The sequence below is a fragment of the Bacillus sp. FSL K6-1218 genome (genome assembly GCF_038006445.1).
Classification (GTDB): domain Bacteria; phylum Bacillota; class Bacilli; order Bacillales; family Bacillaceae_G; genus Bacillus_A; species Bacillus_A thuringiensis_S.
This window is the reverse complement of record NZ_JBBOVE010000001.1, coordinates 974,308-999,502: the sequence shown is the minus strand read 5'-3', so window position 1 is coordinate 999,502 and position 25,195 is coordinate 974,308. Positions and strand designations below refer to the sequence as shown.

Below are 25,195 nucleotides of genomic sequence, written 5' to 3'. Positions count from 1 at the left end.
AGAAAGGAGCATTTTTTTAACATATCATATCTAGTTATTTAGATATCTGTCTTTGTATTTAACATTACATAATTCTAATACTATTGACATCCAATCATGCTCATTTCTTTGTTAATAAATCGATTTTACTTTCAAAATAATAATAAGAATGGAGAGTTTTACAAATGAAAAAAGTAAGTCCTTTACTTATTCTTACACTAGCAATAGGGGTGTTTGGAATTATTACTACCGAGATGGGTATTGTCGGCGTATTACCACAAATCACTCAGAAATTTGGCATTTCAACTGCACAAGCAGGATTTTTAGTAAGTATATTCGCACTAGTCGTTGCTATTTCTGGTCCGTTTTTAATTCTGCTCATTTCTAGTATTAATCGCAAAATAATTTTATTAACAGTCATCTTTGTTTTTGTTATTTCAAATATAATCTACGCTTATACAACACAATTTGAAATCATGCTTGTTTTTCGTATTTTACCAGCAGCACTTCACCCACTCTTCTTTTCAATCGCTCTTGTAACAGCTGCTAAACTTGCCCCTCCTGAAAAGAGTGGTCAAGCGGTTACAAAAGTTTTCATGGGAATTACGGTTGGCTTTGCACTAGGTGTACCATTAACCTCTTACCTTGCAGATCAATTTTCATTAGAAATTGCTTTCTTATTCGGAGCGCTTATTAACGCCCTTGCATTCATTGGAATGCTAATCTCACTTCCTTCTATGCCCGTTAAAGAAAAAATGTCTTTCGGCAAACAAATTCGTATACTCGGCAAACCAGGATTATGGTTAAATATTTTAACCATAACATTCCTTTTTGCAGCTATGTTTTCCGTATACAGCTACTTCGCCGAGTACCTTGCAAAAGTAACTTCCATGAATGGATCTCTCATCAGTATCATGCTATTCATATTTGGTATAGTTATGATTTTAGGCAATCATTTATTTGGTAGTCTCTTGCAAAGAAGCATAGTAAATACAGTAATATCGTTCCCTATTTTATATTCTATTGTTTACATATTGGTTTATTATTTAGGTTCTTATCTTGTTCCAATGATTTTTATGGTATTCATTTGGGGAATCGTGCATGCTGGTGGATTAATTGTTGGTCAAACATGGTTAATAAGTGAAGCAAGAGAAGCACCCGAATTTGGTAATAGCCTATTCGTTTCATTCTCAAATCTCGGAATTACTCTAGGAACAACTATTGGAGGCTGGTTCATTTCAAACTTAGGTATTCATCAACTTATTTGGAGTGGATTTATATTTACACTACTTTCATTTCTATTAATTATAATAAAACTAAAATTTTTCACTTCTAATAACCTAGCTTCATTATCAAGCTAGTACATTTTCAATTCCAAATTGGATAAAAAACATTATAAAGTGAAACTTTAATCAGCTCTCACCACTTGGGCGTTTACAGGCAGCCCGGCAAATAGCGGGATAAATTCTATATAAAATACTGGTTATTCTTCTTATAAGATTTTATAAACTATAAAGTATGACACTTAGAGCCTTTAGCTATAATTACAAGTTAAAGGCTTTTTATATAAAAACAGCTTTAAAAGGTGCTAATCTTATGGAACATCATCAAAATAGAATACTAAAAAAAGGCTCCATTGCTGGAGCACTCAAAAAATAGTATAACTAAACGAATTAAAACAAGGAACAGACAATTAAAATATACAAATAAAATATAAATAAATCTATATATATGTAATATTACATATAAAAACCCTATTTATCGCTGCTATAATAAACTTACTCGATGATTGTTATATTATTCATAGGTTATACCTTCTTAACACCAATTTTACAAAGAAAAAAGGACATCTTAATTGATGTCTTTTTTCTTATATGATAACGACGCAATACAATTAAGATGATTCCAATCGAAAGAAGGCACCTTAAAGTGTTTTTTCTTCATTACACAATACGAAAGCATACTCTCTTTCGCCTTCAACTTTATGTAATTATACATATTAACAAAAAATACACTTAATGAATATTAAATATAGTAAAATATAAACTGTGGACACGTTCTATAAAGCAGATTCTTTTGATAGGCGTAACATATCAATCATTTTAGGGGATGTGGCGTTACTCCGATGCTAATCTCAAATTTCTTGTATTTTATGAACTAACAATCTGGTGTATATAGATGATTCTGTTTTATAGGGTGTGTTTACATTTATAACAAAGGGGTAATACGGATAGATTCGTATTAAATGAAAATGGTTCAAGTCGAAGGAAGGCACCTTAGGGTGTCTTTTCTTTACTCCTCCGCATCCCTCATACTGTAATACCCCAAATTAATAATAACCAAGAAATATCCCCCCATGATTCCAGCAGCAAATGTCCACATGAATTCATGGTGTTCTATTTCATACATAATAATCGCACCTAGTATTGCGGCTGCGAACCGATTTATCATTCCGAGCATCGGTGCTTTTTCTTTTTTTACAATACTATCTCCAAACTTTTCAATACGCCTTCCTAAAATCCAGGCGCAGTACATACTCACCAAAAGGCCAATGCTTATCCCGACAAACTGGGCTGAAAAAGGCGTCATCAACCATCCCAATAACATTACGCCTAGCAAACAATACATTTGTATGTTGAACGATCTTAATGCCGTACGAATCATGCTATTCTCCTTTATCTTTCTCATTGTAGTTCCGTATCATCAATCCAAGCTTTCAGGATCCAAGCTTTCAGCTATATGTTTTTTAAAATGGGGAAATTTGATTTTGCTCACCATTAAATAAGCGAGTACGCATGTACCAAACGCCACGGAAACTGGATTATTTAAAAAGCATAAAATAAGGAGACACATTGCCGCGAATGGAATCGGCATTCCGATAAATGTCGGAAGTTTGCTTTGCTGTATGTTAAATCTTGCAAGCCGAAGCATTCCGCAAATACTATAAGCAAGCGCACATATTATCCCGATAGACTGCAAATCTTTTAACGAGGCACTATATGCAAGAATAGACGGTGCCACCCCAAAAGTAACTAAATCCGCAAATGAATCTAACTCTCCGCCTATTTCCGAAACAGAATCCAATTTCCGAGCGACCATGCCATCAAACAGATCAAAGACCATACCTGTAATAATGAACATAACTGCACCATACATATCGTGAACGAAAACAGCGTGAATAGCCAAAAGTCCACACACAAAATTTGCTATCGTAATCATATTTGGTATGTAACTCATAACACGCTTCCCCTCCTTTCTACTAATTGTTTCATCTTGCTTCTTACTCATTACAATCAAGATCCTTCTGCTTTTCTTCCAATATCACTTTATTTATTTTCGTTAATGTATCGGTCATTTGCTCTAGGGCATTTATATCGATTTTAGAAAAGTATTTCTCAATTAATACATCATCTAACTCAGACAACCGCTCTATATACTTACTACCGTTTGGACCAAGTGTAAGGAAATACTCACGTTTATTATTAGGGTTTACTTGTTTTGAAATCATCTTCTGTTTCTCCAATTTCGATAAAACTTGGCTAACGGCACTTTTTGATATATTAAAAGTAGTCGCAATGTGATTTGCTGTCGTGTTTTCATTTAAATTAATATGAAATAGCATGCTCTCTTGCTGCCCAGTAAGACCGAACTCATCCTTTAAATCTTGAAATAGTAAAATATAGAGTTCCGTATAGGCTCGATTCATTTCATTAATTACTTCTTTATACGTTCTAGTCATAGCATCCTCCATGCTTTTATTTCATTTCACTTAATAGTTAAGTTTACTTAACTATATTATACCGTTATGTTCGTGTAAAGGGAAATATAACTCTACACTTTATCAGCTGTGCTTTAAATGTATGTAAAACTTTCTTTCTCTCTTCATAATCTTCTACATCAGCTTCTTCCCAAAGCCCACGATTTGCCCCTCGCTCGATTAATGCAAACCTCCCCTTTCTCCAGTTGTATTGCCGCAAGACCAATGTATAAGACATAGCATCTATATCAAGCTCATCTAAATACTTAACAAATAGTTATGAATCATCAAAATTAAAATCAACTAAATTCCATATAGACCCATTACTGGTTAAAATGTTATAATGGAGTTACCCTACATAGTTACTCATAGCCAGACTGAGGAACTAGCGTCTTATTAAGTAATGCGCATAACTAAAATAAAAAAGACACTTTTTAAAGTGTCTTTTTTATTTATATTCTATTCCTAGGAATTATCTCTTTTATAAACAGAATCTATCAAACAATAAAGGAGACTAACAGATGGAACATCCTGTTGCAAGAGAATTACGTTTTATACGTGTATGTCTTATCATTTTGATTGTTGTCATTGCATTCTGGGATCGTGAGAAAACTGTGGAAATCACTGATCACGGTAGTGAACCTATCGTAAACACGAGCAATATGACCCAAGTTGGCGATAATACATTTGCATACAAAGACGAATCTAATCAAATTAAAATATTTAAATTTAACCCAGATACAAATGAAATAAAGCTAATAAAAGAATTTTATGCTAACGAATATTAATGAAATGACATTGGACAAAAGGCACCTCAAGGTGTCTTTTTTATTTTCAAAAGGACCCGCTCATGTTTATACTTCAAAACATAAAGTAAATGGAATCCGTTAAAAAACACGAGTGACCCTTTGTTTTCCCCTCTTATTAAAGGAGGAACTATTATGGGATTTGGTGGTAGTTGCGGCGAAGGCTGCGGTTTTGCTGGAGGATTTGCACTATTAGTTGTATTGTTTATTTTATTAATCATCGTTGGAGCTTCTTGCTTCTGCTAAAAAACTATTGGAAAAGACACTCTTATATGGGTGTCTTTTCTTTGTAAACTAAAATGTATGTGAAATGAAAACATAGTAAGAATAGAATACTCACTTAAATTATTTTTCACTTCACAAACTACACCCAAAAAGTTGGATAATTTCTTTTACTACTCATATTATTAATGAATAAAGCAATAACTACAATAACAACGGAGCCAATTAAAACTGGTGTTACTAAATAACTCCAACTATTTGCCCCTAAAATAACGATAATCGGATCGGCGCCTGCTGGAGGGTGCGTCGTTCTCGTTAACATCATAACGGCTATTGCCATCCCCACCGCTAAAGCAATTGTCCAATATTCATTCCCAAACAAATGATATATTGATAGACCGATGAAAGTTGAAATCAAATGTCCTCCAATAATATTACGCGGCTGAGATAATGGCGCATTCCAAACTCCAAACGCCAATACACAACTCGCCCCAAATGGAGCCATTAATAATTCTGTAGAGGTTATGCTCGTTAAATATGTTAAGGTAAGAATTGTTAAAAATCCCCCTAGTAGTCCCGTTAAAGAGTCCTTTACATTTATTTGTAATGGGCTTCTTCCTTTCCCTTTCATTTTCGTAAAATATCGTACACTTATTGGTTGAGGATCTTTCTGCTTAGTTGCTGTTATATTATCCATCGTTCTCCTCCTTTATTTACCAACAATTATAACCTGACATAACTAACCTGTAAACATTAATTTTAAGGGTTAGTTCAAGAATACAAAAAAAAGAATCAACTGTTATAAGTTGATTCCCTAAACTTCTTCACATTTTCGATTCTGGAATTTTGCTACCTTTTTCCGGTTCCCACATATTTTCATAGAACACCATTTTCGTTTTCCACTCTTATCTATAAATAATAAAACACAGTCAGGGTTTGAACACCTTTTAAGGAAAATAAGCTTATTTTCTACTATTAAAGTTAAAGCATCAAATGCAATTAACGATGTGAGTACATCCTCGATTTCTCCAACCGGGATAGGTACTAGCTGCTGTTCAATGATTTTATATGTAAACGGTGCTTTCTCAATTTGTTTTTCTAAATACGTAATAAAATCATTGGAAATTTCGTGCTGATCAGCAATTGCCTCAAACTGCTTTCTCATTATATTTCTTATTTCTAATATACTAGATGTAACCAGCTTCATTCGCTCTTGAATCCCTATAAATGTTTTTCCATTCAAAAAAGGAAGATTAACCTTTATTACATGTAACCATTCTAATACATCTTCATCTGTTATTAATAAATCATAACGTTGTCCACGCCTAACTAACTCTGTATTTACTAAATCTAATGAGAGATTTCCCGATATAAGCGGGAATTGTTTTGTTTCATGCATGTACTCATCACCTTCTCTTTAAATAATCATATTCCAAATTAATACAGAAGTACAACTTTTTTATAAAGTACAAAGTATGAAGATTAAAGCCTTTAGCCATAATTACGACTAGAGGCTTTTGTATATAAGTAAATGAAAAAGGAGCTAATTTTATGGAACATAATAAAAATGGAGTACTTGCTTTAATTGTTTTATTTTTAGGATTAGTGTTTTTTGTTAGTGGAATGGTTTATCATTTATGGGGCTCATTTTAATTTCAACTTTTAGACAGATAAATAATTCGAATCAGAGAAATGTACAACGTTTTCCCTTTTCCTTCCAAAATCAATATAATAAGATATAAAATGTAATACATATAAAGACAAATATATATAGCACTCATTAAACGTGCTTCTATTTTGGAAGGAAGAAACAAACGATGAACAAAAAGTTATTAACATCATTATTATGTAGCACATTCTTGTTTGGAGTATCAGCTTGCAGTTCACATGATACATCTGCGAAAAACGAGCAAAAGACTTCAAAAAAAACAGAGAATAACGAACTTAATCGCAAGAATCCGCAAAAAGAACTTCCTACCAATGTAGATTCCTCTGATGTATACATGTCAATGGGATCTGCCGAGTCATTAGATGTTCTAGGGACTGGAGAAGTTAAAGCACAAGGTGTCTTTAAAGTATTAGATATCGCAGTTTATAATCGCAAAGAAGGACCCATTACACTAGATATCAACAACTTTAAATTAATTGATGAATTTGGAAAAGAATATCACATTTCTAATGAACATCAATCCGTACTTAAAGCTGCAAATACCTCTACATTTAAATTTGGCATTGTTAACCCTGATGAACATTCGGAAGGAAACATTGTATTTGATGTACCGAAAAACACGCAAGGATTAACTTTAAAAATTAATAATGATAAGTTAGATAAAGAACTCCAATTAAAAGTGGAATAGGCCAAATAAATACGTCTCCCTTAACATTCTCTACTGACATAAAAAAGTACAGTCTTTTCTACAGCAGACTGTACTTTTTTACTTATCATTTCACATAACATTCCCTAATTTTTTTGACTAGATGCTCTCCAATCACGAAAAGATGTTGGGCGTCCAGAAAAAGCCCTTTGCTTTGTAACAGATGGTTTTTCTTCAGGAGTCATTGTTTTTTCTTTAAGAGTCGCTGGTTTTTCTTTAAGCGTCACTGATTTTTCTTCAAGAATAGTCACAGCTGTTTGCATTTTCTCTAACTGTTCTTTCAACAATTGTTGTTCAATCTTTAAATCCGTAAGTAAACGTAAAATCATCTCAGAATTAGCCATAAGATCCTCCTTCCCCCAATACACAGAATAAAATACAATATGTAGAAGACGAAATACCGGTGACAAAAATAAGGTCGTCAACTCTTTTTAACTTCCAAAATCCTTTTATTTTTTAAGGACCTGCTCCATTCATCCTTAAAAACATAAATTAAATTAAATCCATTAATAAATGGTCTTTATGGAAGGAGGAGTTAATATGGGATATGGCGGTAGTTGTGGTGGAGGCTGTGGTTTCGGCGGCGGATTTGCCTTACTTGTTGTGCTCTTCATCTTATTAATCATCGTTGGCGCTAGCTGTTGGGGCGGCGGATTCGGCTGCTAAGGAGAGGCACTCTTGAGAGTGTCTTTTTTTTGATATGCGGCTCGTATACATATTGTTCAAATCTATATATTTTTTAAAAATATAGATTTAAAACATATTTCTCAATGAATAAAACAACTTAACATGGTAAAATAATATTTGGATGGGAGTCCAATATATTATTAAAATTAAGATGGTTCAAGTCGAAGGAAGGCACCTTAGGGTGTCTTTTCTTTTTTATAAATAATTATAAATTAAAATCGAAAAAGATGCTTACTACTTACAAGGAACATTTTGTTCAGTCCAACTATCCCCATATTTATTTGAAACTAATTACTATCATAAATATAAAGAAGTTATAGATAAAATAGTGAGGTAAATAAAGCAAAAAAATAATAAGCTGCCCATATGGACAGCTTATTTACATCATTACATTTCTATTATTTATCTTACCACCTGAACAGATGCTGGTTTCCACCCCTGATTTTCTACCCAATCAATATTAACCTTATATTTTTTATTATTTTGCTTATCTCGTACATTACCGTAGGCTTTATTATTACCATTATTCCCAATAAAATCGAAAATCAATTGGCTCTCTGGAACATCAACAGCATAAGAAATTGCTTTTTTCATCTCACTCCAATCTACTGTTCCTTCTTTAAATTTCATTTCAGGTTTTGCTCCTTGCTCGGTACCAATTGGCTTCCAAGAAGGATTAGTTTGAGAACCCTTTTCTTGAGATGCCGCTTTTTCTTCCTCATTATTTTCATTTCCGTTTGTTTTTACCGATTTTTCTGCTTTTGATTTCTCTTCTAGCTGTGCTGCTTCTTTATCTTCAGTTTTCTTCTCTTCTATCTTTGCTACCTCTTTATCTTCAGTTTTCTTCTCTTCTAGCTGTGCTGTTTCTTTATCTTCAGTTTTCTTCTCTTCTATCTTTGCTACCTCTTTATCTTCAGTTTTCTTCTCTTCTATCTTTGCTGTTTCTTTATCTTCAGTTTTCTTCTCTTCTATCTTTGTTGCTTTCTTTTCTTGAGCAATTGCTTTCTTTGATGTATTAGAAGCAGTAAATAACTGGTATGTCACTATACCAACTGTCACTAATATTAAAGTAAATGCAATATTAAAAATTGCCTTTTGACGACGATTCTGTTGTTTTTCTTGAAATCTACTTACTTGTCCCATTCTTCAAACCTCCGCGTTTACTTTCTCCTCTACTCTTTATGTATTATCTCTATAATTTTCTTAATATTTTATTAAATAATAGAAATAAACTACACTTTCCTACAGGATCTCAGATCATAATAAAATTTATTTTTTTCAAGCATCTGACATATGTCATTCAAAATAGTTTAATACATTAAAAATTGATAAGCTTCCGCACTTAAGAAACCTTCAATTTTATTCAAAGGTGATTCCAATTATGTCCACATTAGATCTCCTGTAGAAAGCTTTTTAACAATTAAACCTCTTCTTCCCTTATTTATAATTTTTAAATTAAATTTCCCTCTATAGTATAATAAAGATGTTTCGTTTTCTAATGGGGTATGTCGTAAAATCAAAAGAGATTTTATCTCTTTTACCTTCTTTTCAGAGTAAATTTCACCACTAGGAAATTCTATTATTCCTAATGTAATCTTTAATTCGCTCTCATCGAAAGGCCACACCTTATTAAGTTCCCTTATCTTTTGTATAAAACTTCTTTTGGTTTGTCCTATATATAGCAATGTTACATTCTTAGCACATACTCTAGAGATTGCAAATATCCCCTTCTTAGAAGCTTCTTCCCTATTATAAAAATCATTTATACTATACATTCCATACCATTTAATATTTACTGTTTCTATGAATCTCACCTCATTTTTAGACAATATTATAATTTCTGAATGTTCAAATTATAATAGACGCATAGTCCTGATTACTTGAATTATAAATTGTGCTTTTCAATAATACATTTTATTATTACTAATTTCAATAATACAAAAAAAATACAATATTATAGTTTAATTACAAAACTTTATAAAAAAACAAAGTGATGTCGTACCAAATATTATATTTTTTTCAATATCAGACTATCGTGAACAAAAGTTAGGGAGTTATGGAATAAAATATAATTTGTATGTACATACATTTCTTTAAAAAGAAGTTTTGTAGTTTGCAACTGAATTAAAAAAACATAGATTTTTATGACTCTTTTTGAGGATATAGCAAAGTGGGATCTTTTATATGCACGTTACTATACCGAACTAAATTTCGGTATAGTATTTTTTGGCAGCTCCTTGATTTTTCACCAAATACTTATAAAAATCAATAGTATGAAAATAAACTACTGGCTAAAAGTTTACTTTCGATAAAATAAAAAAGAACCTGCTCCATTCATTCTTAAAAACATAAGGTAAAGCGAGCCTGTTAAAATACATGAATGAACCTTAGTTTTATCCTCTTACCTAAAGGAGGAACTATTATGGGCTATGGTGGTAATTGCGGAGAAGGCTGTGGTTTTGCTGGCGGATTTGCTTTACTCGTTGTACTCTTTATACTATTAATCATTATCGGATGCAGTTGCTTCTGCTAAAAAACTATTAGAAAGGACACTCTTATATAAGTGTCTTTTCTTTATGAAAAATATCTAACTATCAACCTTTTCCTTATGATTTCTAACATCAACAAAGGGTGATACAAACTATTACATATGTTTGTACCACCCTTTATTGATGCGTTTAAACTTCACAGGTGTTGAAGCTTTAGACTTCTCCCTTTGTGCACCCATATTATTAGAACATCCTGTAATCTGTAGACAAAATGTAGCTAATAAAAACAATATTAATAATTTCTTCAATAAATCCTCCTACATACATAAAACACCATATGTTACAAAACAAACATAACATCAACTCTTTATAAAAACAACATAATCCTTGGTACTTAAGCTATCTCTTAACATAGGAGTACCACCACATATCCATCAAGCTAAGATTTTAAAATATCCCCTGCTTAAGGAATTTGTAAGTATCAAGTAAGAAAAACGAGAGCTTTGTTTCCTATAATCAAAATAGAAAGTGAAGGAAGGAAGATTATTTCTGGGATTAATATGCATGTGACAAGAGAAAAAATCTACGTTTTTTAGAATAATAATATTAGTATGTCCAAGTTTTGGAGATTACTTGCAAATATTTTGAAGTTTTCGCACTAAAATTCTAATTACTATACCTGTTTTTTACCATCACATATTGGAGGTTAAAACATGAATAAAAAAAAGAAAATAGAAAGATCTGCACTTACCTTTACCCTACTCTTTTCTTTAGGCGTTTCATCTTTCCCGCTTACAACAACTATTCACGCAGATACACACGAGGAACAATCTGCTGAAAAGAAACTAGTCTCTTTAACGGAGCGTACATCATTATTTTTTGAATATCTCCAGCAAGGTAAGTATGCAGAGGCACTACAGTTGACGTCTGCTGCTTTTCAATCCAAGTTTACAGCAACCACATTACAAAACTGGTGGACACAAAGTGGTTGGAGCGGGATAAAAAGCATGGGAATCCCCGTGATAAAAAAACGAAACTTGGTCCATCAGACGGTGGAAATTCCAGCAGCTACCGAAGGAACTACCATACCGCTACTCCTTAAATTCACACCTGGCGGGAAAGTAGATGAAATTGGCGAAAGGCCACCCGAGGAATCTTATACCATCCCGCATCCTAGCTATGATCAACCTGACTCCTATCAAGAACGTGAAATCGTCATTGGAAATTCTACCTATCCGTTACCAGCGACATTAACAGTTCCGAAACATAAGCGTGGTGAAAAGCTGCCCGTAGTTGTTCTTGTTCATGGTGCTGGCATCCATGATCGCGATAGCACATATATGGGAACAAAAATCTTACGAGACATTGCGGTGGGCCTTTCATCCAACGGAATTGCAGTGTTGCGCTATGAAAAACGCACCTTAGAACACGCATTAAAGATGAGTACAGAACCTGGTACGTTAGACCGTGATACTACAGATGATGCTATATTTGCAGCAAAATCAGCAGCGCAGCAGGAAGGCATTGATCCAAATAATATTTTCATTCTTGGACATAGTCTAGGAGCTGGTACAATGCCACGTATACTGAGCAAAGCGCCTTCCTCACTTGTCCGAGGAAGTATCTTACTCGCACCACCTGCACGCCCTTTGACTGACATTGCCATTGATCAGTATGAATACCTTGGGGCGTCAAAGGAAGAAATCACTGAACTAAAAAGACAGGTTGCTTTTATTCAGGATCCTACTTTCAATCCTGACCGTCCTCCAGCTGACTACAATTTTGGGTCACCTCATTTTATGTATGATGTTTCTAGGTGGCGTCCAGTTGAAGAGGCAAAATTACGAAAAGAGCCTTTACTCATTCTGCAAGGAGCACGCGATTACCAAGTAACAGTAAAAGATGAATATACAAAATGGCAAGAAGGACTTTCAAACCGCGGAAATGTTCAGTTCAAAAAATACCCGAAATTGAATCATTTCTTCATGGAAGGTGGCGGTGAATTAAGTCTTCCTAGTGAATACGAAATCCCTGCTAATGTTCCCGAGTACGTCATCCAGGACATTATTACATGGATCAACGAGACAAAAAAATAAGAAAACATCAAAATCCTTCATGCAATCATCATTGCGTGAAGGATTTTTGAAACTAGTGATTCAGACATATCTATTATAATTATATTTTTCTACGCACTAAATAAAAAGCTAAGGACCCCATAATGACAGGTGCAGCGAAGTCAAAGAAATGTGAAAAAGTAAAAGTAAAAAGAAAAAGAAATGGTATAAGTGTATAGATAAATGCTAGTCCTATAAATAAAGGAATTCCAAATTGAAACTCTCGACATCGTTTAATTTTCCTATATAAAACTTCCCCAAGTAAACAAGCTATGAGAGCTGGTATACTACCATAAGTGACGATAGTTTTTATGAATCCATGTAAAACGTCCGGGTAAATAAAGCTAGGATTAAAAATATATGAAATTAAGAACCATCCAAAAATAAAAGCAAACAGACTTGCAGCATAACTAACTACAAATTTTATCAAAGTAAGCAACGTAATCATCCCCATAATTTCCTAATATTATCTTCATTGTATCATTTTCTCTTAAAAAGATTCCAAAAGGGTATACTTGCCCTTCAGCTTTCTTTTTTAATGCTTGTTCAAGACGTATTTTTTGATGTTATTCTGTATAAAAAACTTCTGGGAGCACCCTGTTCTGTTGGCTTGATGAGCATGATATGCCGCTAATATTTCGAAAAAAATCACGCTAAACAAAAAACTATAACAAACTTTCCATATGGGCAACTAAATTACATCAAAAAAGACACCCTTAAGGTGCCTTTCTCCGACTGGATAACCACTTTAATTTTACTAATGTGTATTGGACTTCCATCCTCAACGAATGGAAAGTAGAGATGCTTCAATTATGTACCGATCTGGAGCGTCTCCTATATAGTCAAAAGGATAACAAGTTGTTAATGTTAATGTTGACTCACTTTTTTCTACAATAACTGTTCGATCTTCTGAATCTGTTATCCAATGCTTTTTAATTTCATATGTATATGTTTTATTTTCATATTCCACGATAAGTTGGTCATTTTCCTTTAATTGACCAAGCTCGGTAAAAACAGTATCTCTATGTCCACTTAAAACTGTATGACCATTTCCAGATGGTGTAGTAGTTAAGTCACTAACAAACATACCTACACCCTTTTTTAGTACTTTATCATCAGCTCCCCAATATACAGAGTATTTCTTTTGTATTTTAGGGATAATTAAATATGCTACTTTATCTCCTAACTGATGGTTTACCTTTGAAGCAGGAATTTGTACAGGTTCTTCAGATTGTAATGAAGTGTCAATCTTTGTCTCTGACTCTATCTCTGTTTGATTGATTTTTTGCGTTTCATTTTCTTTAGAAGGTGTGGAGGTCTCATATTGTTTAGCCTCGTTAGTTGTTAACGACTCTGCTGATTGTCTAGCACTATACCATTCTAGAAAATAATAGGAAAAGATAGTAAGTCCAATAACAGTTAAACATAAGCCTATCCATTGTTTTTTATTCACTTTTATCACTCCATTTGAAAACGACAGGATTTCTCCTGCCGTTTTAAGGAACTATTTTATGCGTTTGTCTTTTTACGACGGAACATTAATACAGAACCAGCTAATGCTAATCCTAAGCTTGCTAACATCATTGTAACACCGTTTGATGCTGTATTAGGTAATTTTTCACCTTGTTTTTTCGTTTCTTTTTTCACAACTGTATTAGTATTTTTCTTTGTTTCTTTTGCAGTTGTTTGAGGCTTAGTTTGTTCTTGTTTATTATTTGTTGTTTGGTTGTTTTGTTTTGAATTCTCTTGCTTAGTGTTTTCCTGTTTAGTGTTTTCCTGTTTAGTGTTTTCCTGTTTAGTGTTTTCTTGTTTAGTGTTTTCTTGTTTAGTGTTTTCTTGTTTAGTGTTTTCTTGTTTAGTGTTTTCTTGTTTAGTGTTTTCTTGTTTAGTGTTTTCTTGTTTAGTGTTTTCTTGTTTAGTGTTTTCTTGTTTAGGTTGTTCTTGAGGTTTAGTAGTTTCTTTATTTTCTGTTGTAGTATTTGTGCTCTTTGGATATTTATAATCTTCACATGGAATGCCGTCTTTATCATTATCTAAACGGTGTGGATCATTTCCAACACCATATCCATTTTGATCCCAGAATGCTTGAGCATCTTGTTGACTTTTAAAATGGCCACAGTTTTTTGTATCATTAGGACTCTTAGCTGCAAATGCAGAAGAACTGTACCCCACTGTTAATAGTGTTACCGCTGTTGCTGAAGCTAATAATTTTTTCATAAATTTCTTTATCCCCCTAAATGGTATGTATTTACATTGAAATATTTTACATTTAAAAAATTAAAAATACAATAATAATTTGTAGATAAATGTAAGATTTCTAGATAATAATACCAAACTATTAATTCGTATATTGTCATATTATGTCGAAAGAAAATAAAAAAAGAGCCAAAGCCCTCTTTAATAACTACTAATAACCATAGTCACTATTCTCACAGTACTATGAATTTGATTTATCACAACAAATATATGTTGTTTGTTGGATAAATAATGGAATCAGTAAAGCGTTAGCTGTAGTAGCATTTGAGACAGTAATACTTTGAACATCCTCAAATAAGAAAGTTTTTGTATCTCTTGGTTTTAATGTAATTGTTACATTTTTATATGTCTAATGAGGAAAAAATATACCGTATACTATATACAGTTGGATATTATCAGGAATCATTTTGCACAAAAGAAAAGACACTCCATATGAGTGTCTTTTCCAATAGTTTTTAGCAGAAGCAAGAAGCTCCAACGATGATTAATAAAATGAATAACACAACTAATAAAGCAAAGCCTCCAGAAAAGCCACAACCGCCACAACTACCACCGTAACCCATAATAGTTCCTCCTTTAGATAAGAGGGGAAAACTAAGGTTCACTCATGTATTTTAATGGATTCGTTTCATCTTATGTTTTTTCGTATTGATTGAGCAGGTCCTTTCGAAAACTATTTACATATTAACTATATTTTTAAAAATAAATAATTTAACTATAACAATAAATAGATAAATTAATATAATGTATTAATTCTAAAAGAAGGGAGGAATAGCCATGCAATTAGTTTGTTTTAAAATAGTAAGTGGTCAGTATTTCTTGTTTGTAGAAGGTATTCAAATTCCTGTACCAATTCCAGCAGTTGCTGCAGCTTTATTAATTGGTTTAGGAGTAATTCCACTTTGTTCTTAATGTAAGGAATTCGGATCATTCCTATCTTTCCATTGGAAAAGCCTCAAGTATATGAATACTTGAGGCTTTCTTTATATCAAAGAAAAAACACCTTACAGCGCTTGAAGATCTCCTGATTTAAATAATGCGGCCGTTACATCATCACCGAAAGTATTGAGACAGAATACTTGCTCGTCTACCTTATCCATTACTGTAGCTTCACCTATCTCGCCACCTTGAAGTTTAATAAAATAGTTATGTTCTTCTAAAATTTTACTAAAATCTCTATTTGCCCATCTTTCAGTAATTGCTAATAGCTCTTCTTTATTCTTGAAATTGTTTCCGTTTAGAATGTTTCTTACTTTCTCTGCATTCTTTTTGGACATAGGGGTTGCTCCCTTTCCTTCACACGCTTTTACTTTTTGATGAGTCATGCTATGCATAGCTGAAATCACTTCTTCTTCAGTAGAAGTTACTGTAATGTGAAGTTGTGCATTTGAGCCTTTCACTTCTGCTTCATTCGATAGTATGTCTTCTTTATTAACCTCTGCAAAAACATGGTCCTCACTCTCAAGCGGGACTTCAGCAAACTGTAACATTCCATAAGTCATACCAGTTGCAAGTACTACTCCCCCTATAATAGATGCTAGCCAATACGTTAGCTTCTTGTCCATCTTCATTTCCCCTGTCTTCGTTTAAATATCTTAAATACAGAATACCATATTTAATTCCTTTTTATTGAAGAGTCTCTAATTTCTACTATTTAAAAATATTCTCATCGTTTAATGTAATACGATATAATCATTTTATAATACAAAAAACCCCATATTCTCATTCCCTATTTTTTTTGGAGGTGATTGTCTTGAATAAAAACATCAATCTACTTCTTCAAATAATAATTGGAATTATAATCATGATTGCACCTATTCTCATAACAGGATCTATATACGATGTCACTAAATCATTTGGTGAACTATTAGTGGCAGAACTTATTATAAGAACACTTTCTCTCATTATTGGACTCTTAGTTATTAGTACGGCTTTGCATCGTTATTCTCAATAATTATTCATGCTCAAAAAGGATAAATATTGTACATACCAATTCTTATGTATTAAGACATCAAAAAAAGTGTTACGAAAAAAATATGAAAAAGACATCTTTCCCTAGAAAAGATGTCTTTTTTATATAAACCTTAATTTTCGTTCTGTAAAACGCCCTTTACTTCTACTCCCTTTTTCTCTTCTTTTAAGAATAGCGATACGATAAAAGCAACAACAATAAAGACTAACCCTAGTGTAAATGCACCTTGGAATCCTGAAGTTAAACCGTTTAACTTCTCTACTGAGTCCAGTGGGTTTGCGGAGCTTTCCATATACTTAGTTGTTCCTGAAGACATTTTCGAAATAAAGATAGCCGTACCAATTGCGCCAGCTACTTGTTGTAACGTATTAAACAGTGCCGTTCCGTGCGGATATAAATCTGGTGTTAATTGATTTAAACCGTATGTTTGTACTGTCATGACAAACATGAGTCCAACCATTAATACGCTATGCATGACAATAATTTGTACCATTGATGTATCAGGAGTAATGCCTTTAAATAAGAACATTGCAATTCCTACTAACACAATGCCGGGAACGATAATAACTTTCGGACTAAATTTATCAAATAGTTTACCTGCGATTGGTCCCATTATGGCGCTAATGATACTTCCTGGAAGCATGATGATTCCTGATTTAAAAGCTGTAACGAGTAAAACTGTTTGCAGGAACATCGGTAATAAAGTCATCGTTGAAAATAACGACATCATCACAATGACGATCAATCCAACTGATATTGTAAACATCGGAACTTTAAATGCTCGTAATTCTAAAATTGGATTCTCAATTTTCAATTGTCGAACGACAAAAATACATAATGAGATAAGCCCAACAATTAAAGTGCCATACACTTTCGCATCGGACCATCCTAAATCACCTGATGCACTAAAGCTATACACAAACCCGCCAAATCCTAACGTCGATAAAAGGATAGATGGATAATCTACTTTTGGCCTTGTTAACTCTGAAACATTTTGAATGTACTTCATCCCAATCATAATGGAAATGATCACGATCGGAATAACAATATAGAATAACCAGCGCCAATTGAGTGAGTCTACGATTACTCCAGATAATGTAGGACCAATTGCTGGAGCTGCCATCATGACAAGTGCGATTAATCCCATTGTGGCACCACGTTTTTCAGGCGGACAAATAAGTAAAATCGTATTCATTAATAACGGTGAGATTAACCCCGTCGCTACAGCTTGGACGATACGGCCGATTAATAAAACGGAAAATGTCGGTGCAAATCCCGCAATTAATGTACCGACTAAAAACGTTACCATAGCGATCAAAAACATTTGTCTCGTTGTGATCCATTGCTGAAGTAACGCTGTAATCGGGACTAAAACACCAACTACTAACATGTAAGCTGTAGACAGCCATTGAATCGTTGAAGCCGTTACGCCAAATTCTTTCATTAATACGGTTAACGCATTACCAAGTAACGTTTCGTTTAATAATGCAACCATTGCCCCTAAAAGTAATGCAATTAAAATCGGGGTATGTTTCATATTAGAAGTATCAACTTTGCCACTTGCAGGGCTCTTAGTTGTCATATTCATTTACAGATTCTCCTCCTGTTTCTTACTTAAAAAACTTTAAATACACCAGAACACATGTAATATAATATACATATGTAGATTAAAAAGGGAGAATCAATTTTCAGCCACTGTATATTTAATCTACAAAAAAGGAGAATTGTAGATGAATGATAATGAAAAACAACTTGATTTACGTATTAGACGTACACATAAATTACTATGGGATTCTTTATTCGAATTAATGACGCAATCAAAACAAAAATATAGTACGATCACGATTAACCAAATTTGTGACCGCGCGATGGTACACCGAACAACCTTTTATAAACACTTTGAAGATAAAGATGCTTTATTAGCCTTTGGATTTAAACGATACAGCAAGATGATTGCGGGAATACCGGTTTCAGATCGATTAAGCAAACCATTTCAAGTAATGGAGCAATTTCTACACCATGAAGAAATCGGTAAAATATTAGAGACGCAAATGTCTGATGAACAATTTATTAACCGGACACAGCAGTTAAGTCACGAAACGAGAAAACAAGAAATAGAAGCGTTACATCAACTGCGCAAAAATCATACGATGCCAAACGATTTAATCATTGAGTTTTATTCAGGGGCAATCACCTCATTAAGCGCATGGTGGTTTAAAAATGAAAGAAGCGTTTCTGCGGCTGAAATGGATAGGTATCTCCACCAACTTATTAATCGGGATATTTTTCAGTTTGAAGAGGAATAAGACTACACCTTTTCAATCATGCAATAAAGTGAAACTTTAATCAGTGGGGGGTTTTGTTCATCCCCCACTGATTATTAGTTGAACCAATCGGACTTTTACGGACAGTTGATCCCCCACCTAACTTCTTTGCTTCCACTGAATTTTGAGGTGGGGGTCTTACTGCCCGTTAAAGCGGGATCAAATTGACCACAAAATAGGAATATGATATATTTTCCGTAGAATACTATATAAGTGTGACATCAAATAAAATGGCATATAATAAAAAGAAGAGATGCGCTAACATCTCTTCCCTAACTGCTACCGTATGGGTGGTAGTTATTATAAGCTATTTCTTTTTACGAAACCCACCCTTTTGCTTCCTACGGCGCGGAGTGGGTTTTTTGCTGTCCTTATCCAGAAGTTGCTTCCGCAAAAAATACGCTGAAACTTCACGCACAGTCGCTTTGACAAACTCTTTTACAAGGTCAAACAAAAAGTCCATATTATCACCTCCTTTCCTTCCAAATAGAAAGAAGGGATAACTACCCACCCTCACAATATGCAGTTGATTTTATTTTATCAAATGATTGTAAAGATATTATGTAAACAAAACAAATGAAATTTTACATAAAAAAAAGCCCCTCCAAACTGGGCTTTTTTTATACATACTATTACTTCCCAATTGTTCTGAAAAAACCGTCGATAAATTTAAGTTACAAATATTCAGAATTAATATTAAAATAAACAATGGGGATAGGGGTATGGGATTATAAAGTGAAACTTTAATCAGTGGGGGTTTTGTTCATCCCCCACTGATTATTAGTTGAACCAATCGGGCATTTACGGGCAGTTGATCTCCCACCTAACTTCTTTGCTCCAGCCGAATTTTGAGGTGAGAATCTTACTGCCCACAAATAGCAGGATTAAATTTATACATAACGAGGGAATAGAAATGAAACTACAATTAAAAGCGGATTTAATGTTACTACTAGTTACATTTTTTTGGGGTGCATCCATCCTACTTACAAAACTTGGACTTGATGGCATAGAAGAATATAATTTAATCGCATTACGATTTATTATCGCTTTTCTTTTATCAGGTTTAATATTTTACAAACATTTATTTAAGATCGATTTTAAAACTGTAAAATATGCATTTATACTCGCTTCTGTCTTATTTATCGTTTACATTTTCGCGACTTTCGGTACAAAGTATACGAGTGTTTCTAATGCTGGTTTCCTACTATGTCTCACAGTCATTTTCATTCCAATATTATCAGCTATATTTTTAAAACACATTCCGGAAAAGAAAGTTATAGTAGGAATCATTTTAACGATAATAGGAATCGGCTTATTAACATTAACTAGCGAATTCAAGATCGGTAACGGCGATATATTTTGCATACTGTCTGCCCTATTTTATGCGATCCACGTCATCATTACTGGAAGCGTAACGAAACATGTGAATTCCATTGCACTTGGAGTCATACAACTAGGTTTCGTCGGCCTATTTAGTCTTATTTTCTCATTCATTATAGAAACACCAAAACTTCCTAGCACGATCGACTCATGGCTAATCATATTAGCTTTAAGCATATTTTGCACCGCAGTCGCATTCATCGTGCAAGTAATTGCCCAGCAATACACTACACCTACCCATACAGGTCTTATTTTTTCATTAGAACCTGTCTTTTCCGCAGGCTTTGCTTTTGTTTTCACAGGTGAAACGCTGACAGGAAAAGGATACTTAGGGGCTACCCTTATATTGTTGAGTGTGTTAATTGCTGAGTTAGATTTTAAGAGTTTGTTGAGGCCTAATTATAAGAAGAATATAGAGTAAACATTTCACTATGATCAATAAACATACCCCAGAAAAATATGAGTTTATATTATTTTCATTCTCTTCACTTAGATTTTCTTTTTAGATGCTATCTTCAAACAAGGTAGCATCTAAAAAATGTTAAAAGGAATCTCTCCTTAGTATCTTCTTATACTTGATGTAGTTTGCATACTTGACCTTTTCTACGTTCTTTAATTACTTACTGAATATAGTCATACAGATTTTTCGCTAACAATAAACAAGTTACTGTAATGAAAAGGGCACGAACATAACCACTTCCTTTTTTTATAGCGAATTTGGAGCCAACAATCCCTCCAGCAATTTGAGCAATCCCCATTATAAAACCATACGCATAGTTTACTTGCCCTACATACATAAACATCAATAATGCACCAACATTACTTCCTAAATTAAGAAGCTTCGCATTACCTGCTGCTTTTAAAAAGTCATACCCAATAAATAAAAGAGAAAACATTAAAAACGAACCTGTTCCAGGACCTAGAAATCCATCATAAAAACCAATAGCAAAAACAAAGAAAGTAAAAATAATGACGTGTCGACCAGACAATTTCTTATGAGTGGAAATACTACCCCAATCCTTTTTGAATATCGTATAAATAGCGACCGCACCAAGCATAATCAGCATCAATGGCTTCAGTATTTCTGGGTTCATTAAATGAACGGTCCATGCCCCTATTATGGAACCTATGAAAGTGAGTGGAACTAATTTAAACGCCGATTTCAAATCAAGATTACCAGAACGGTAAAACACAATATTACTAGTTGCACTTCCCATTGTCGATGCTAGTTTATTCGTAGCTACTGCACTTGCTGGATTCAGTCCTGTAAATAATAAAGCTGGTAAAGCAATGAGTCCACCACCACCTACAACTGAATCAATAAATGCAGCTACAAATCCAAAAACAATCAAAATCATCAATACAGATGGGTCTAAATAAAAATCCATACTATTAACCTCCCCTTTAGTCACTATTCGAATAGTAACTAATAATTTGCTAAATGTAAACAGTTATTGTAACGTTAAAATATAAAAGCAAACATCGGAGGACGAAAAAAGTGGACTACATAGTGCAACAGCTTAAAAAAATTGGTTTCAATGAATATGAAGCTAAATCTTATGTATCTCTTGTTAAACAAGGGCCTGTCACAGCCTACCAAGTGAGTAAAGATTCGGGTGTCCCAAGAGCGCGAATTTACGAGATTTTAGGTAACCTTGTAGAAAAAGGAATTGTCATGAAGGAAGAAATAAATGACACCACTCGCTATTCACCTCTACCTGTTGAAATCTTTTTACAGAAGGCGCAATCAGAATGGCAGTCTACTTACGAAGGAATTAGTGATTCATTAAAAACACTAGAAACTTCCGAGGAAAAAACGGATAATCGAGTGATTACTTTAAAAGACAATAAAACAATCATTAGCTATTGTCAGGCATTAATAAAAAAAGCAGAACGACGTATTGTCATTTCAATGTGGGATGAGATGTATGAAGCGTTAAAAGAAGATCTATCTGAAGTAGCTGATAAAGTTACAATACAAGGTATTACCCTGCATGTTGAAAATCCCATTAAAAATCTAGAAGCCCATCGCATAACACCTTATACAGAAACCTTGTCTACAGAACATTGGTTTATTGTATCGATAGATTCTAAAGAGATGATTTATGGACCATCACTTGAAGAGCGTAATATTGCTTTTTATACAGATGACCCCGTTCATATATACTTACTAGAGGATTATGTATGGCACGATGTTTTAGTAAATCGACTTGTCCGACGTAGCCAAGATGATTTGCAGCAATGGATCACTGCAGAGAGAAAATCCTTCTTTATGGGGAAATAAGAAACATATTCAAGAGCAAATCAAAAAATTTGCGTATTAAACCTAACAACTTCTCCTTATAAAAATAGCCGACTATTACATAATGAAGTGCACCCCAATTGTTAGACACAGCCTAACAATTGGAGGTGCATTTTTTATGGCTAAATTTTCTTCAAAAGAAAAAATCCAAGCGGTGAAACGATATTTAGATGGTACAGAAAGTGGAAAAACAATTGCTAAATCTATAGGAGTTAACCCTAGCGTACTTCGTGAGTGGATTAGACGATATGAGTCTTCAGGTGAAAAGGCCTTTGAAAAGTGCTATACATTCTACCCAGCCCAGTATAAACTAGATGTACTTTATTATATGAATGAACACGGGACATCTATCAGAGAAACAGCGGCACTTTTCAATATACCGTCTTATGAAACACTTCGGAAATGGAAAATAGCTTATGAAACAGGAGGATTGGATGCCCTACAATCAAAGAAAAAGGGGCGTCCAACCATGAAAGATAAAAAAATAAAACCAGTAGATGAAGGATCAATCGAAGCCTTACAAGCGGAAAATGAGCGTTTACGTATGGAAAATGCATATTTAAAAAAGTTGAATGCCTTAGTTCAAAACAAAGAAAAATCACCAAACAAGACAAAGCGCAAGTAATCTACGAGTTAAGGCATGAATTTCCTATCAAGGAGTTACTTCAACTCGCAAACATTCCACGTAGTACGTACTATTACTGGATGAAACGTTTTAATCGTCCTGATCCAAATGCGGAGGTAAAAGAACGGATTCAAGCTATTTATAATGAACACGATGGGTGTTATGGTTATCGTCGTATTCGTGATGAACTTATGAATCGTGGACACAAAGTAAATCATAAAAAAGTGTATCGCCTTATGAAAGAATTAGGGTTAAAATGTCTGGTTCGTATGAAAAAATATCGCTCTTACAAAGGGACAGTTGGGAAAATTGCGCCAAATATTTTAAATCGCAACTTCCAAGCTGAAAAACCAAATGAAAAGTGGGTTACAGATATTACGGAGTTTAAGTTATTTGGGGAGAAGTTATACCTATCACCAATGTTGGATTTATTTAATGGTGAAATTATCACGTATACAATTGGTTCAAGACCGACCTATTCCCTTGTTTCAACGATGTTGGAACAAGCTCTTTATTGTGTAACCGATCCGGATAAACTCCTCATTCACTCTGATCAAGGTTGGCACTATCAAATGAAACAATACCGTCATTCTCTTAAGAATTGTGGCATAACTCAAAGTATGTCTCGCAAAGGAAACTGTTATGACAATGCCGTTATTGAAAATTTCTTCGGTATCATGAAATCGGAATTTCTGTATCGAAAAGAATTTGAAAGTATAACACATTTCAAACAAGAATTAGCAAAGTATATAGAATACTATAATCATAAAAGAATTAAGGCAAAATTAAAGGGTATGAGCCCAGTACAATACCGGGCTCATACCCTAGAGGCTGCCTAATGAAACGACCTGTCTAACTTTCGGGGGTCACTTCATAATAGTCGGCTATTTTTATATAAATTTATACAGACACTGCCATTTTCCCTTTGCGAAATATTCCCATTAAAATCCAGCGATTAATGAGATAAACGCTTCTCCCACTCTTTCACCTTTTCAATTGTTACATCTAATTTCTTAGCCACTTCCTCTATACTCATTCCTTTAAAGAGCATTCCAGCTGCCGAAAGTGCTTTATCAATTTCTTCTTGCTTCTCCTGTTCATATAAACGACCCACTTTTGTCATCCGTAACCACTCCTTTACTTTTTTCGCGTAGTCTTCATCAATAAATTTATCTGTAGCTACAAGAATTCCGGCAATAACTTGAATTTGTTCTTGCTCATCGGAGATACATTTTGCTACTTCTATCGTCTTCTCAATTAAAATTTGTCTTTTTTCCCTACTATGCATAAGTGGTACAAGTATTAATTTCATGGTTTCTTCATCCGTCAAAGATTTTCCTTCTTCCATTTTTTTAATAACCTTTTGAAGGATAGCATCACCATTATATTCGCTTAGTAAAACCGCTTTGGAATTTAAACGTATACTACATACATCTATTTCTTCTATTGGATTCATTACCTCACTTGTATAAATAACCACGATTCGAATATCCGGTAACTCTTTATTCTTATTATAATAACGATACATAATTTGATTTGCATAATCCATATACTTCAAATGGTTTTCAAGGAAACGGGTATTACTTTCATACTCTAACATTAAAATTGAACCATCTTCCATTTCAAATAAAGTATCTGAGCGCCTTTGATCTGCACGAACTCTCGAGAATTCATTTAATAACAGCTCTTTTATTTTTGGAAAGCCTTTTAATCCATATGCTTCAAGCCCTTTATCCCTATAACATTCACTTAAAAACTTCATAAGAATATCTTTATTATGATAAAAAATATCATTCCCTGCCAATAGCTAATCCCCCTTAACTATTAGTTACCATTTTCTTTATTATATAACTTATGAAATTAGCGTTACAACTTTGGTTCACATGTAGATACTATTTTCAAAACAA

31 protein-coding genes and 2 pseudogenes are annotated in these 25,195 nt (G+C 33.7%); 13 read left to right on the top strand and 20 right to left on the bottom strand.

What is annotated here, in order from left to right:
• The first annotated feature begins 164 nt into the window (after nt 1-164).
• Nucleotides 165-1,340, top strand: coding sequence for an MFS transporter (locus MHI26_RS05215; RefSeq protein ID WP_000757911.1), 1,176 nt, complete (start codon nt 165-167; stop codon nt 1,338-1,340).
• 931 nt (nt 1,341-2,271) lie between these two features.
• Here MHI26_RS05215 and MHI26_RS05210 read toward each other — a convergent pair.
• From MHI26_RS05210 to MHI26_RS05195, 4 genes and pseudogenes are all read right to left on the bottom strand, one after another.
• Complete coding sequence (locus tag MHI26_RS05210) at nt 2,272-2,643, bottom strand: ATP synthase subunit I (protein ID WP_000621424.1); 372 nt, start codon at nt 2,641-2,643, stop codon at nt 2,272-2,274.
• A 39-nt stretch (nt 2,644-2,682) separates the two neighbouring features.
• Nucleotides 2,683-3,267, bottom strand: a complete 585-nt coding sequence (pssA, locus tag MHI26_RS05205) for a CDP-diacylglycerol--serine O-phosphatidyltransferase (RefSeq protein ID WP_000038936.1) — start codon at nt 3,265-3,267, stop codon at nt 2,683-2,685.
• Nucleotides 3,260-3,718 carry a MarR family winged helix-turn-helix transcriptional regulator gene (locus MHI26_RS05200; protein WP_000198953.1) on the bottom strand — a complete coding sequence of 153 codons (459 nt, stop codon included), beginning with the start codon at nt 3,716-3,718 and terminating at the stop codon, nt 3,260-3,262. Before MHI26_RS05200 ends, pssA begins: the two co-directional genes overlap by 8 nt.
• Before the next feature lie 64 nt (nt 3,719-3,782).
• Nucleotides 3,783-3,972 (bottom strand): annotated as a pseudogene (locus MHI26_RS05195) (hypothetical protein); the annotation flags it as partial.
• Between the two features lie 285 nt (nt 3,973-4,257).
• Here MHI26_RS05195 and MHI26_RS05190 point away from each other — a divergent pair.
• Entirely contained in the window at nt 4,258-4,524 is a 267-nt protein-coding gene (locus tag MHI26_RS05190; protein WP_000400972.1) for a YmzC family protein, read from the top strand.
• Nucleotides 4,525-4,677: 153 nt separating this feature from the next.
• On the top strand, nt 4,678-4,788 hold the full coding sequence (locus MHI26_RS05185; protein ID WP_000505669.1) for a YjcZ family sporulation protein: 111 nt from the start codon (nt 4,678-4,680) through the stop codon (nt 4,786-4,788).
• Nucleotides 4,789-4,906: 118 nt separating this feature from the next.
• Here the strand turns inward: MHI26_RS05185 and MHI26_RS05180 are convergent, their stop codons facing one another.
• Nucleotides 4,907-5,461, bottom strand: a complete 555-nt coding sequence (locus MHI26_RS05180; RefSeq protein ID WP_061667538.1) for an HPP family protein — start codon at nt 5,459-5,461, stop codon at nt 4,907-4,909.
• A gap of 117 nt (nt 5,462-5,578) precedes the next feature.
• The gene (locus MHI26_RS05175; protein WP_061667537.1) at nt 5,579-6,163 is read right to left on the bottom strand and encodes a CGNR zinc finger domain-containing protein; all 585 of its coding nucleotides are present in this window, start codon (nt 6,161-6,163) and stop codon (nt 5,579-5,581) included.
• Nucleotides 6,164-6,581: 418 nt separating this feature from the next.
• On the opposite strand from MHI26_RS05175, the gene MHI26_RS05170 reads away from it, so the two are divergent.
• Complete coding sequence (locus MHI26_RS05170) at nt 6,582-7,121, top strand: DUF4352 domain-containing protein (RefSeq protein WP_061667536.1); 540 nt, start codon at nt 6,582-6,584, stop codon at nt 7,119-7,121.
• 104 nt (nt 7,122-7,225) lie between these two features.
• On the opposite strand, the gene MHI26_RS05165 is transcribed toward MHI26_RS05170, so the two are convergent.
• Entirely contained in the window at nt 7,226-7,483 is a 258-nt protein-coding gene (locus tag MHI26_RS05165; RefSeq protein ID WP_000013694.1) for a hypothetical protein, read from the bottom strand.
• A 196-nt stretch (nt 7,484-7,679) separates the two neighbouring features.
• Between MHI26_RS05165 and MHI26_RS05160 the strand changes: the two genes are divergently transcribed.
• The gene (locus MHI26_RS05160; RefSeq protein ID WP_000540377.1) at nt 7,680-7,805 is read left to right on the top strand and encodes a YjcZ family sporulation protein; all 126 of its coding nucleotides are present in this window, start codon (nt 7,680-7,682) and stop codon (nt 7,803-7,805) included.
• Nucleotides 7,806-8,228: 423 nt separating this feature from the next.
• Here MHI26_RS05160 and MHI26_RS05155 read toward each other — a convergent pair whose 3' ends face one another.
• Complete coding sequence (locus tag MHI26_RS05155; protein ID WP_061667535.1) at nt 8,229-8,969, bottom strand: YrrS family protein; 741 nt, start codon at nt 8,967-8,969, stop codon at nt 8,229-8,231.
• Nucleotides 8,970-9,205: 236 nt separating this feature from the next.
• Nucleotides 9,206-9,640 (bottom strand): hypothetical protein, encoded by a 435-nt coding sequence (locus MHI26_RS05150; RefSeq protein ID WP_042973216.1) that lies wholly within the window; start codon nt 9,638-9,640, stop codon nt 9,206-9,208.
• Nucleotides 9,641-10,248: 608 nt separating this feature from the next.
• Here MHI26_RS05150 and MHI26_RS05145 point away from each other — a divergent pair.
• Nucleotides 10,249-10,359 (top strand): YjcZ family sporulation protein, encoded by a 111-nt coding sequence (locus MHI26_RS05145; RefSeq protein ID WP_000540370.1) that lies wholly within the window; start codon nt 10,249-10,251, stop codon nt 10,357-10,359.
• A gap of 111 nt (nt 10,360-10,470) precedes the next feature.
• On the opposite strand, the gene MHI26_RS05140 is transcribed toward MHI26_RS05145, so the two are convergent.
• Entirely contained in the window at nt 10,471-10,623 is a 153-nt protein-coding gene (locus MHI26_RS05140) for a hypothetical protein (protein ID WP_000734748.1), read from the bottom strand.
• Between the two features lie 405 nt (nt 10,624-11,028).
• Between MHI26_RS05140 and MHI26_RS05135 the strand changes: the two genes are divergently transcribed.
• The gene (locus MHI26_RS05135) at nt 11,029-12,411 is read left to right on the top strand and encodes an alpha/beta hydrolase family protein (RefSeq protein WP_061667534.1); all 1,383 of its coding nucleotides are present in this window, start codon (nt 11,029-11,031) and stop codon (nt 12,409-12,411) included.
• Between the two features lie 79 nt (nt 12,412-12,490).
• Here the strand turns inward: MHI26_RS05135 and MHI26_RS05130 are convergent, their stop codons facing one another.
• From MHI26_RS05130 to MHI26_RS05110, 5 genes and pseudogenes are all read right to left on the bottom strand, one after another.
• Complete coding sequence (locus tag MHI26_RS05130) at nt 12,491-12,883, bottom strand: hypothetical protein (RefSeq protein WP_255259158.1); 393 nt, start codon at nt 12,881-12,883, stop codon at nt 12,491-12,493.
• Between the two features lie 19 nt (nt 12,884-12,902).
• A pseudogene (locus MHI26_RS05125) lies at nt 12,903-13,025 on the bottom strand (GNAT family N-acetyltransferase); the annotation flags it as partial.
• 185 nt (nt 13,026-13,210) lie between these two features.
• Entirely contained in the window at nt 13,211-13,882 is a 672-nt protein-coding gene (locus tag MHI26_RS05120; RefSeq protein ID WP_061667532.1) for a class D sortase, read from the bottom strand.
• 56 nt (nt 13,883-13,938) lie between these two features.
• Nucleotides 13,939-14,646, bottom strand: a complete 708-nt coding sequence (locus tag MHI26_RS05115; RefSeq protein WP_340808695.1) for an excalibur calcium-binding domain-containing protein — start codon at nt 14,644-14,646, stop codon at nt 13,939-13,941.
• 494 nt (nt 14,647-15,140) lie between these two features.
• On the bottom strand, nt 15,141-15,248 hold the full coding sequence (locus MHI26_RS05110) for a YjcZ family sporulation protein (RefSeq protein WP_000540375.1): 108 nt from the start codon (nt 15,246-15,248) through the stop codon (nt 15,141-15,143).
• Nucleotides 15,249-15,462: 214 nt separating this feature from the next.
• Between MHI26_RS05110 and MHI26_RS05105 the strand changes: the two genes are divergently transcribed.
• Entirely contained in the window at nt 15,463-15,597 is a 135-nt protein-coding gene (locus tag MHI26_RS05105; RefSeq protein ID WP_001177693.1) for a hypothetical protein, read from the top strand.
• 92 nt (nt 15,598-15,689) lie between these two features.
• Here the strand turns inward: MHI26_RS05105 and MHI26_RS05100 are convergent, their stop codons facing one another.
• On the bottom strand, nt 15,690-16,250 hold the full coding sequence (locus tag MHI26_RS05100; protein WP_061667530.1) for a PRK06770 family protein: 561 nt from the start codon (nt 16,248-16,250) through the stop codon (nt 15,690-15,692).
• A gap of 188 nt (nt 16,251-16,438) precedes the next feature.
• Here MHI26_RS05100 and MHI26_RS05095 point away from each other — a divergent pair, with 188 nt between their 5' ends.
• Entirely contained in the window at nt 16,439-16,639 is a 201-nt protein-coding gene (locus tag MHI26_RS05095) for a hypothetical protein (protein ID WP_001038824.1), read from the top strand.
• A 130-nt stretch (nt 16,640-16,769) separates the two neighbouring features.
• On the opposite strand, the gene MHI26_RS05090 is transcribed toward MHI26_RS05095, so the two are convergent.
• Nucleotides 16,770-18,245, bottom strand: a complete 1,476-nt coding sequence (locus MHI26_RS05090) for an MDR family MFS transporter (protein ID WP_061667529.1) — start codon at nt 18,243-18,245, stop codon at nt 16,770-16,772.
• A gap of 142 nt (nt 18,246-18,387) precedes the next feature.
• Here MHI26_RS05090 and MHI26_RS05085 point away from each other — a divergent pair, with 142 nt between their 5' ends.
• The gene (locus MHI26_RS05085; RefSeq protein ID WP_000999308.1) at nt 18,388-18,963 is read left to right on the top strand and encodes a TetR/AcrR family transcriptional regulator; all 576 of its coding nucleotides are present in this window, start codon (nt 18,388-18,390) and stop codon (nt 18,961-18,963) included.
• A 325-nt stretch (nt 18,964-19,288) separates the two neighbouring features.
• Here the strand turns inward: MHI26_RS05085 and MHI26_RS05080 are convergent, their stop codons facing one another.
• Nucleotides 19,289-19,444 (bottom strand): hypothetical protein, encoded by a 156-nt coding sequence (locus MHI26_RS05080; RefSeq protein ID WP_017762861.1) that lies wholly within the window; start codon nt 19,442-19,444, stop codon nt 19,289-19,291.
• A 450-nt stretch (nt 19,445-19,894) separates the two neighbouring features.
• On the opposite strand from MHI26_RS05080, the gene MHI26_RS05075 reads away from it, so the two are divergent.
• Nucleotides 19,895-20,782, top strand: coding sequence for a DMT family transporter (locus MHI26_RS05075; protein WP_000776055.1), 888 nt, complete (start codon nt 19,895-19,897; stop codon nt 20,780-20,782).
• Between the two features lie 199 nt (nt 20,783-20,981).
• On the opposite strand, the gene MHI26_RS05070 is transcribed toward MHI26_RS05075, so the two are convergent.
• Entirely contained in the window at nt 20,982-21,749 is a 768-nt protein-coding gene (locus MHI26_RS05070; protein ID WP_000348454.1) for a TSUP family transporter, read from the bottom strand.
• Nucleotides 21,750-21,859: 110 nt separating this feature from the next.
• Here MHI26_RS05070 and MHI26_RS05065 point away from each other — a divergent pair, with 110 nt between their 5' ends.
• Together MHI26_RS05065 and MHI26_RS05060 are read left to right on the top strand one after the other, a co-directional pair.
• On the top strand, nt 21,860-22,645 hold the full coding sequence (locus MHI26_RS05065; RefSeq protein ID WP_000384612.1) for a TrmB family transcriptional regulator: 786 nt from the start codon (nt 21,860-21,862) through the stop codon (nt 22,643-22,645).
• Nucleotides 22,646-22,781: 136 nt separating this feature from the next.
• A protein-coding gene (locus MHI26_RS05060) for an IS3-like element ISBth10 family transposase (protein WP_098316879.1) occupies nt 22,782-24,127 on the top strand; the annotation gives its coding sequence in 2 pieces (ribosomal slippage) (nt 22,782-23,223 and nt 23,223-24,127; 1,347 coding nt in all).
• A gap of 116 nt (nt 24,128-24,243) precedes the next feature.
• Here MHI26_RS05060 and MHI26_RS05055 read toward each other — a convergent pair.
• Complete coding sequence (locus tag MHI26_RS05055; protein ID WP_061667759.1) at nt 24,244-25,092, bottom strand: hypothetical protein; 849 nt, start codon at nt 25,090-25,092, stop codon at nt 24,244-24,246.
• Between the last annotated feature and the right edge of the window lie 103 nt (nt 25,093-25,195).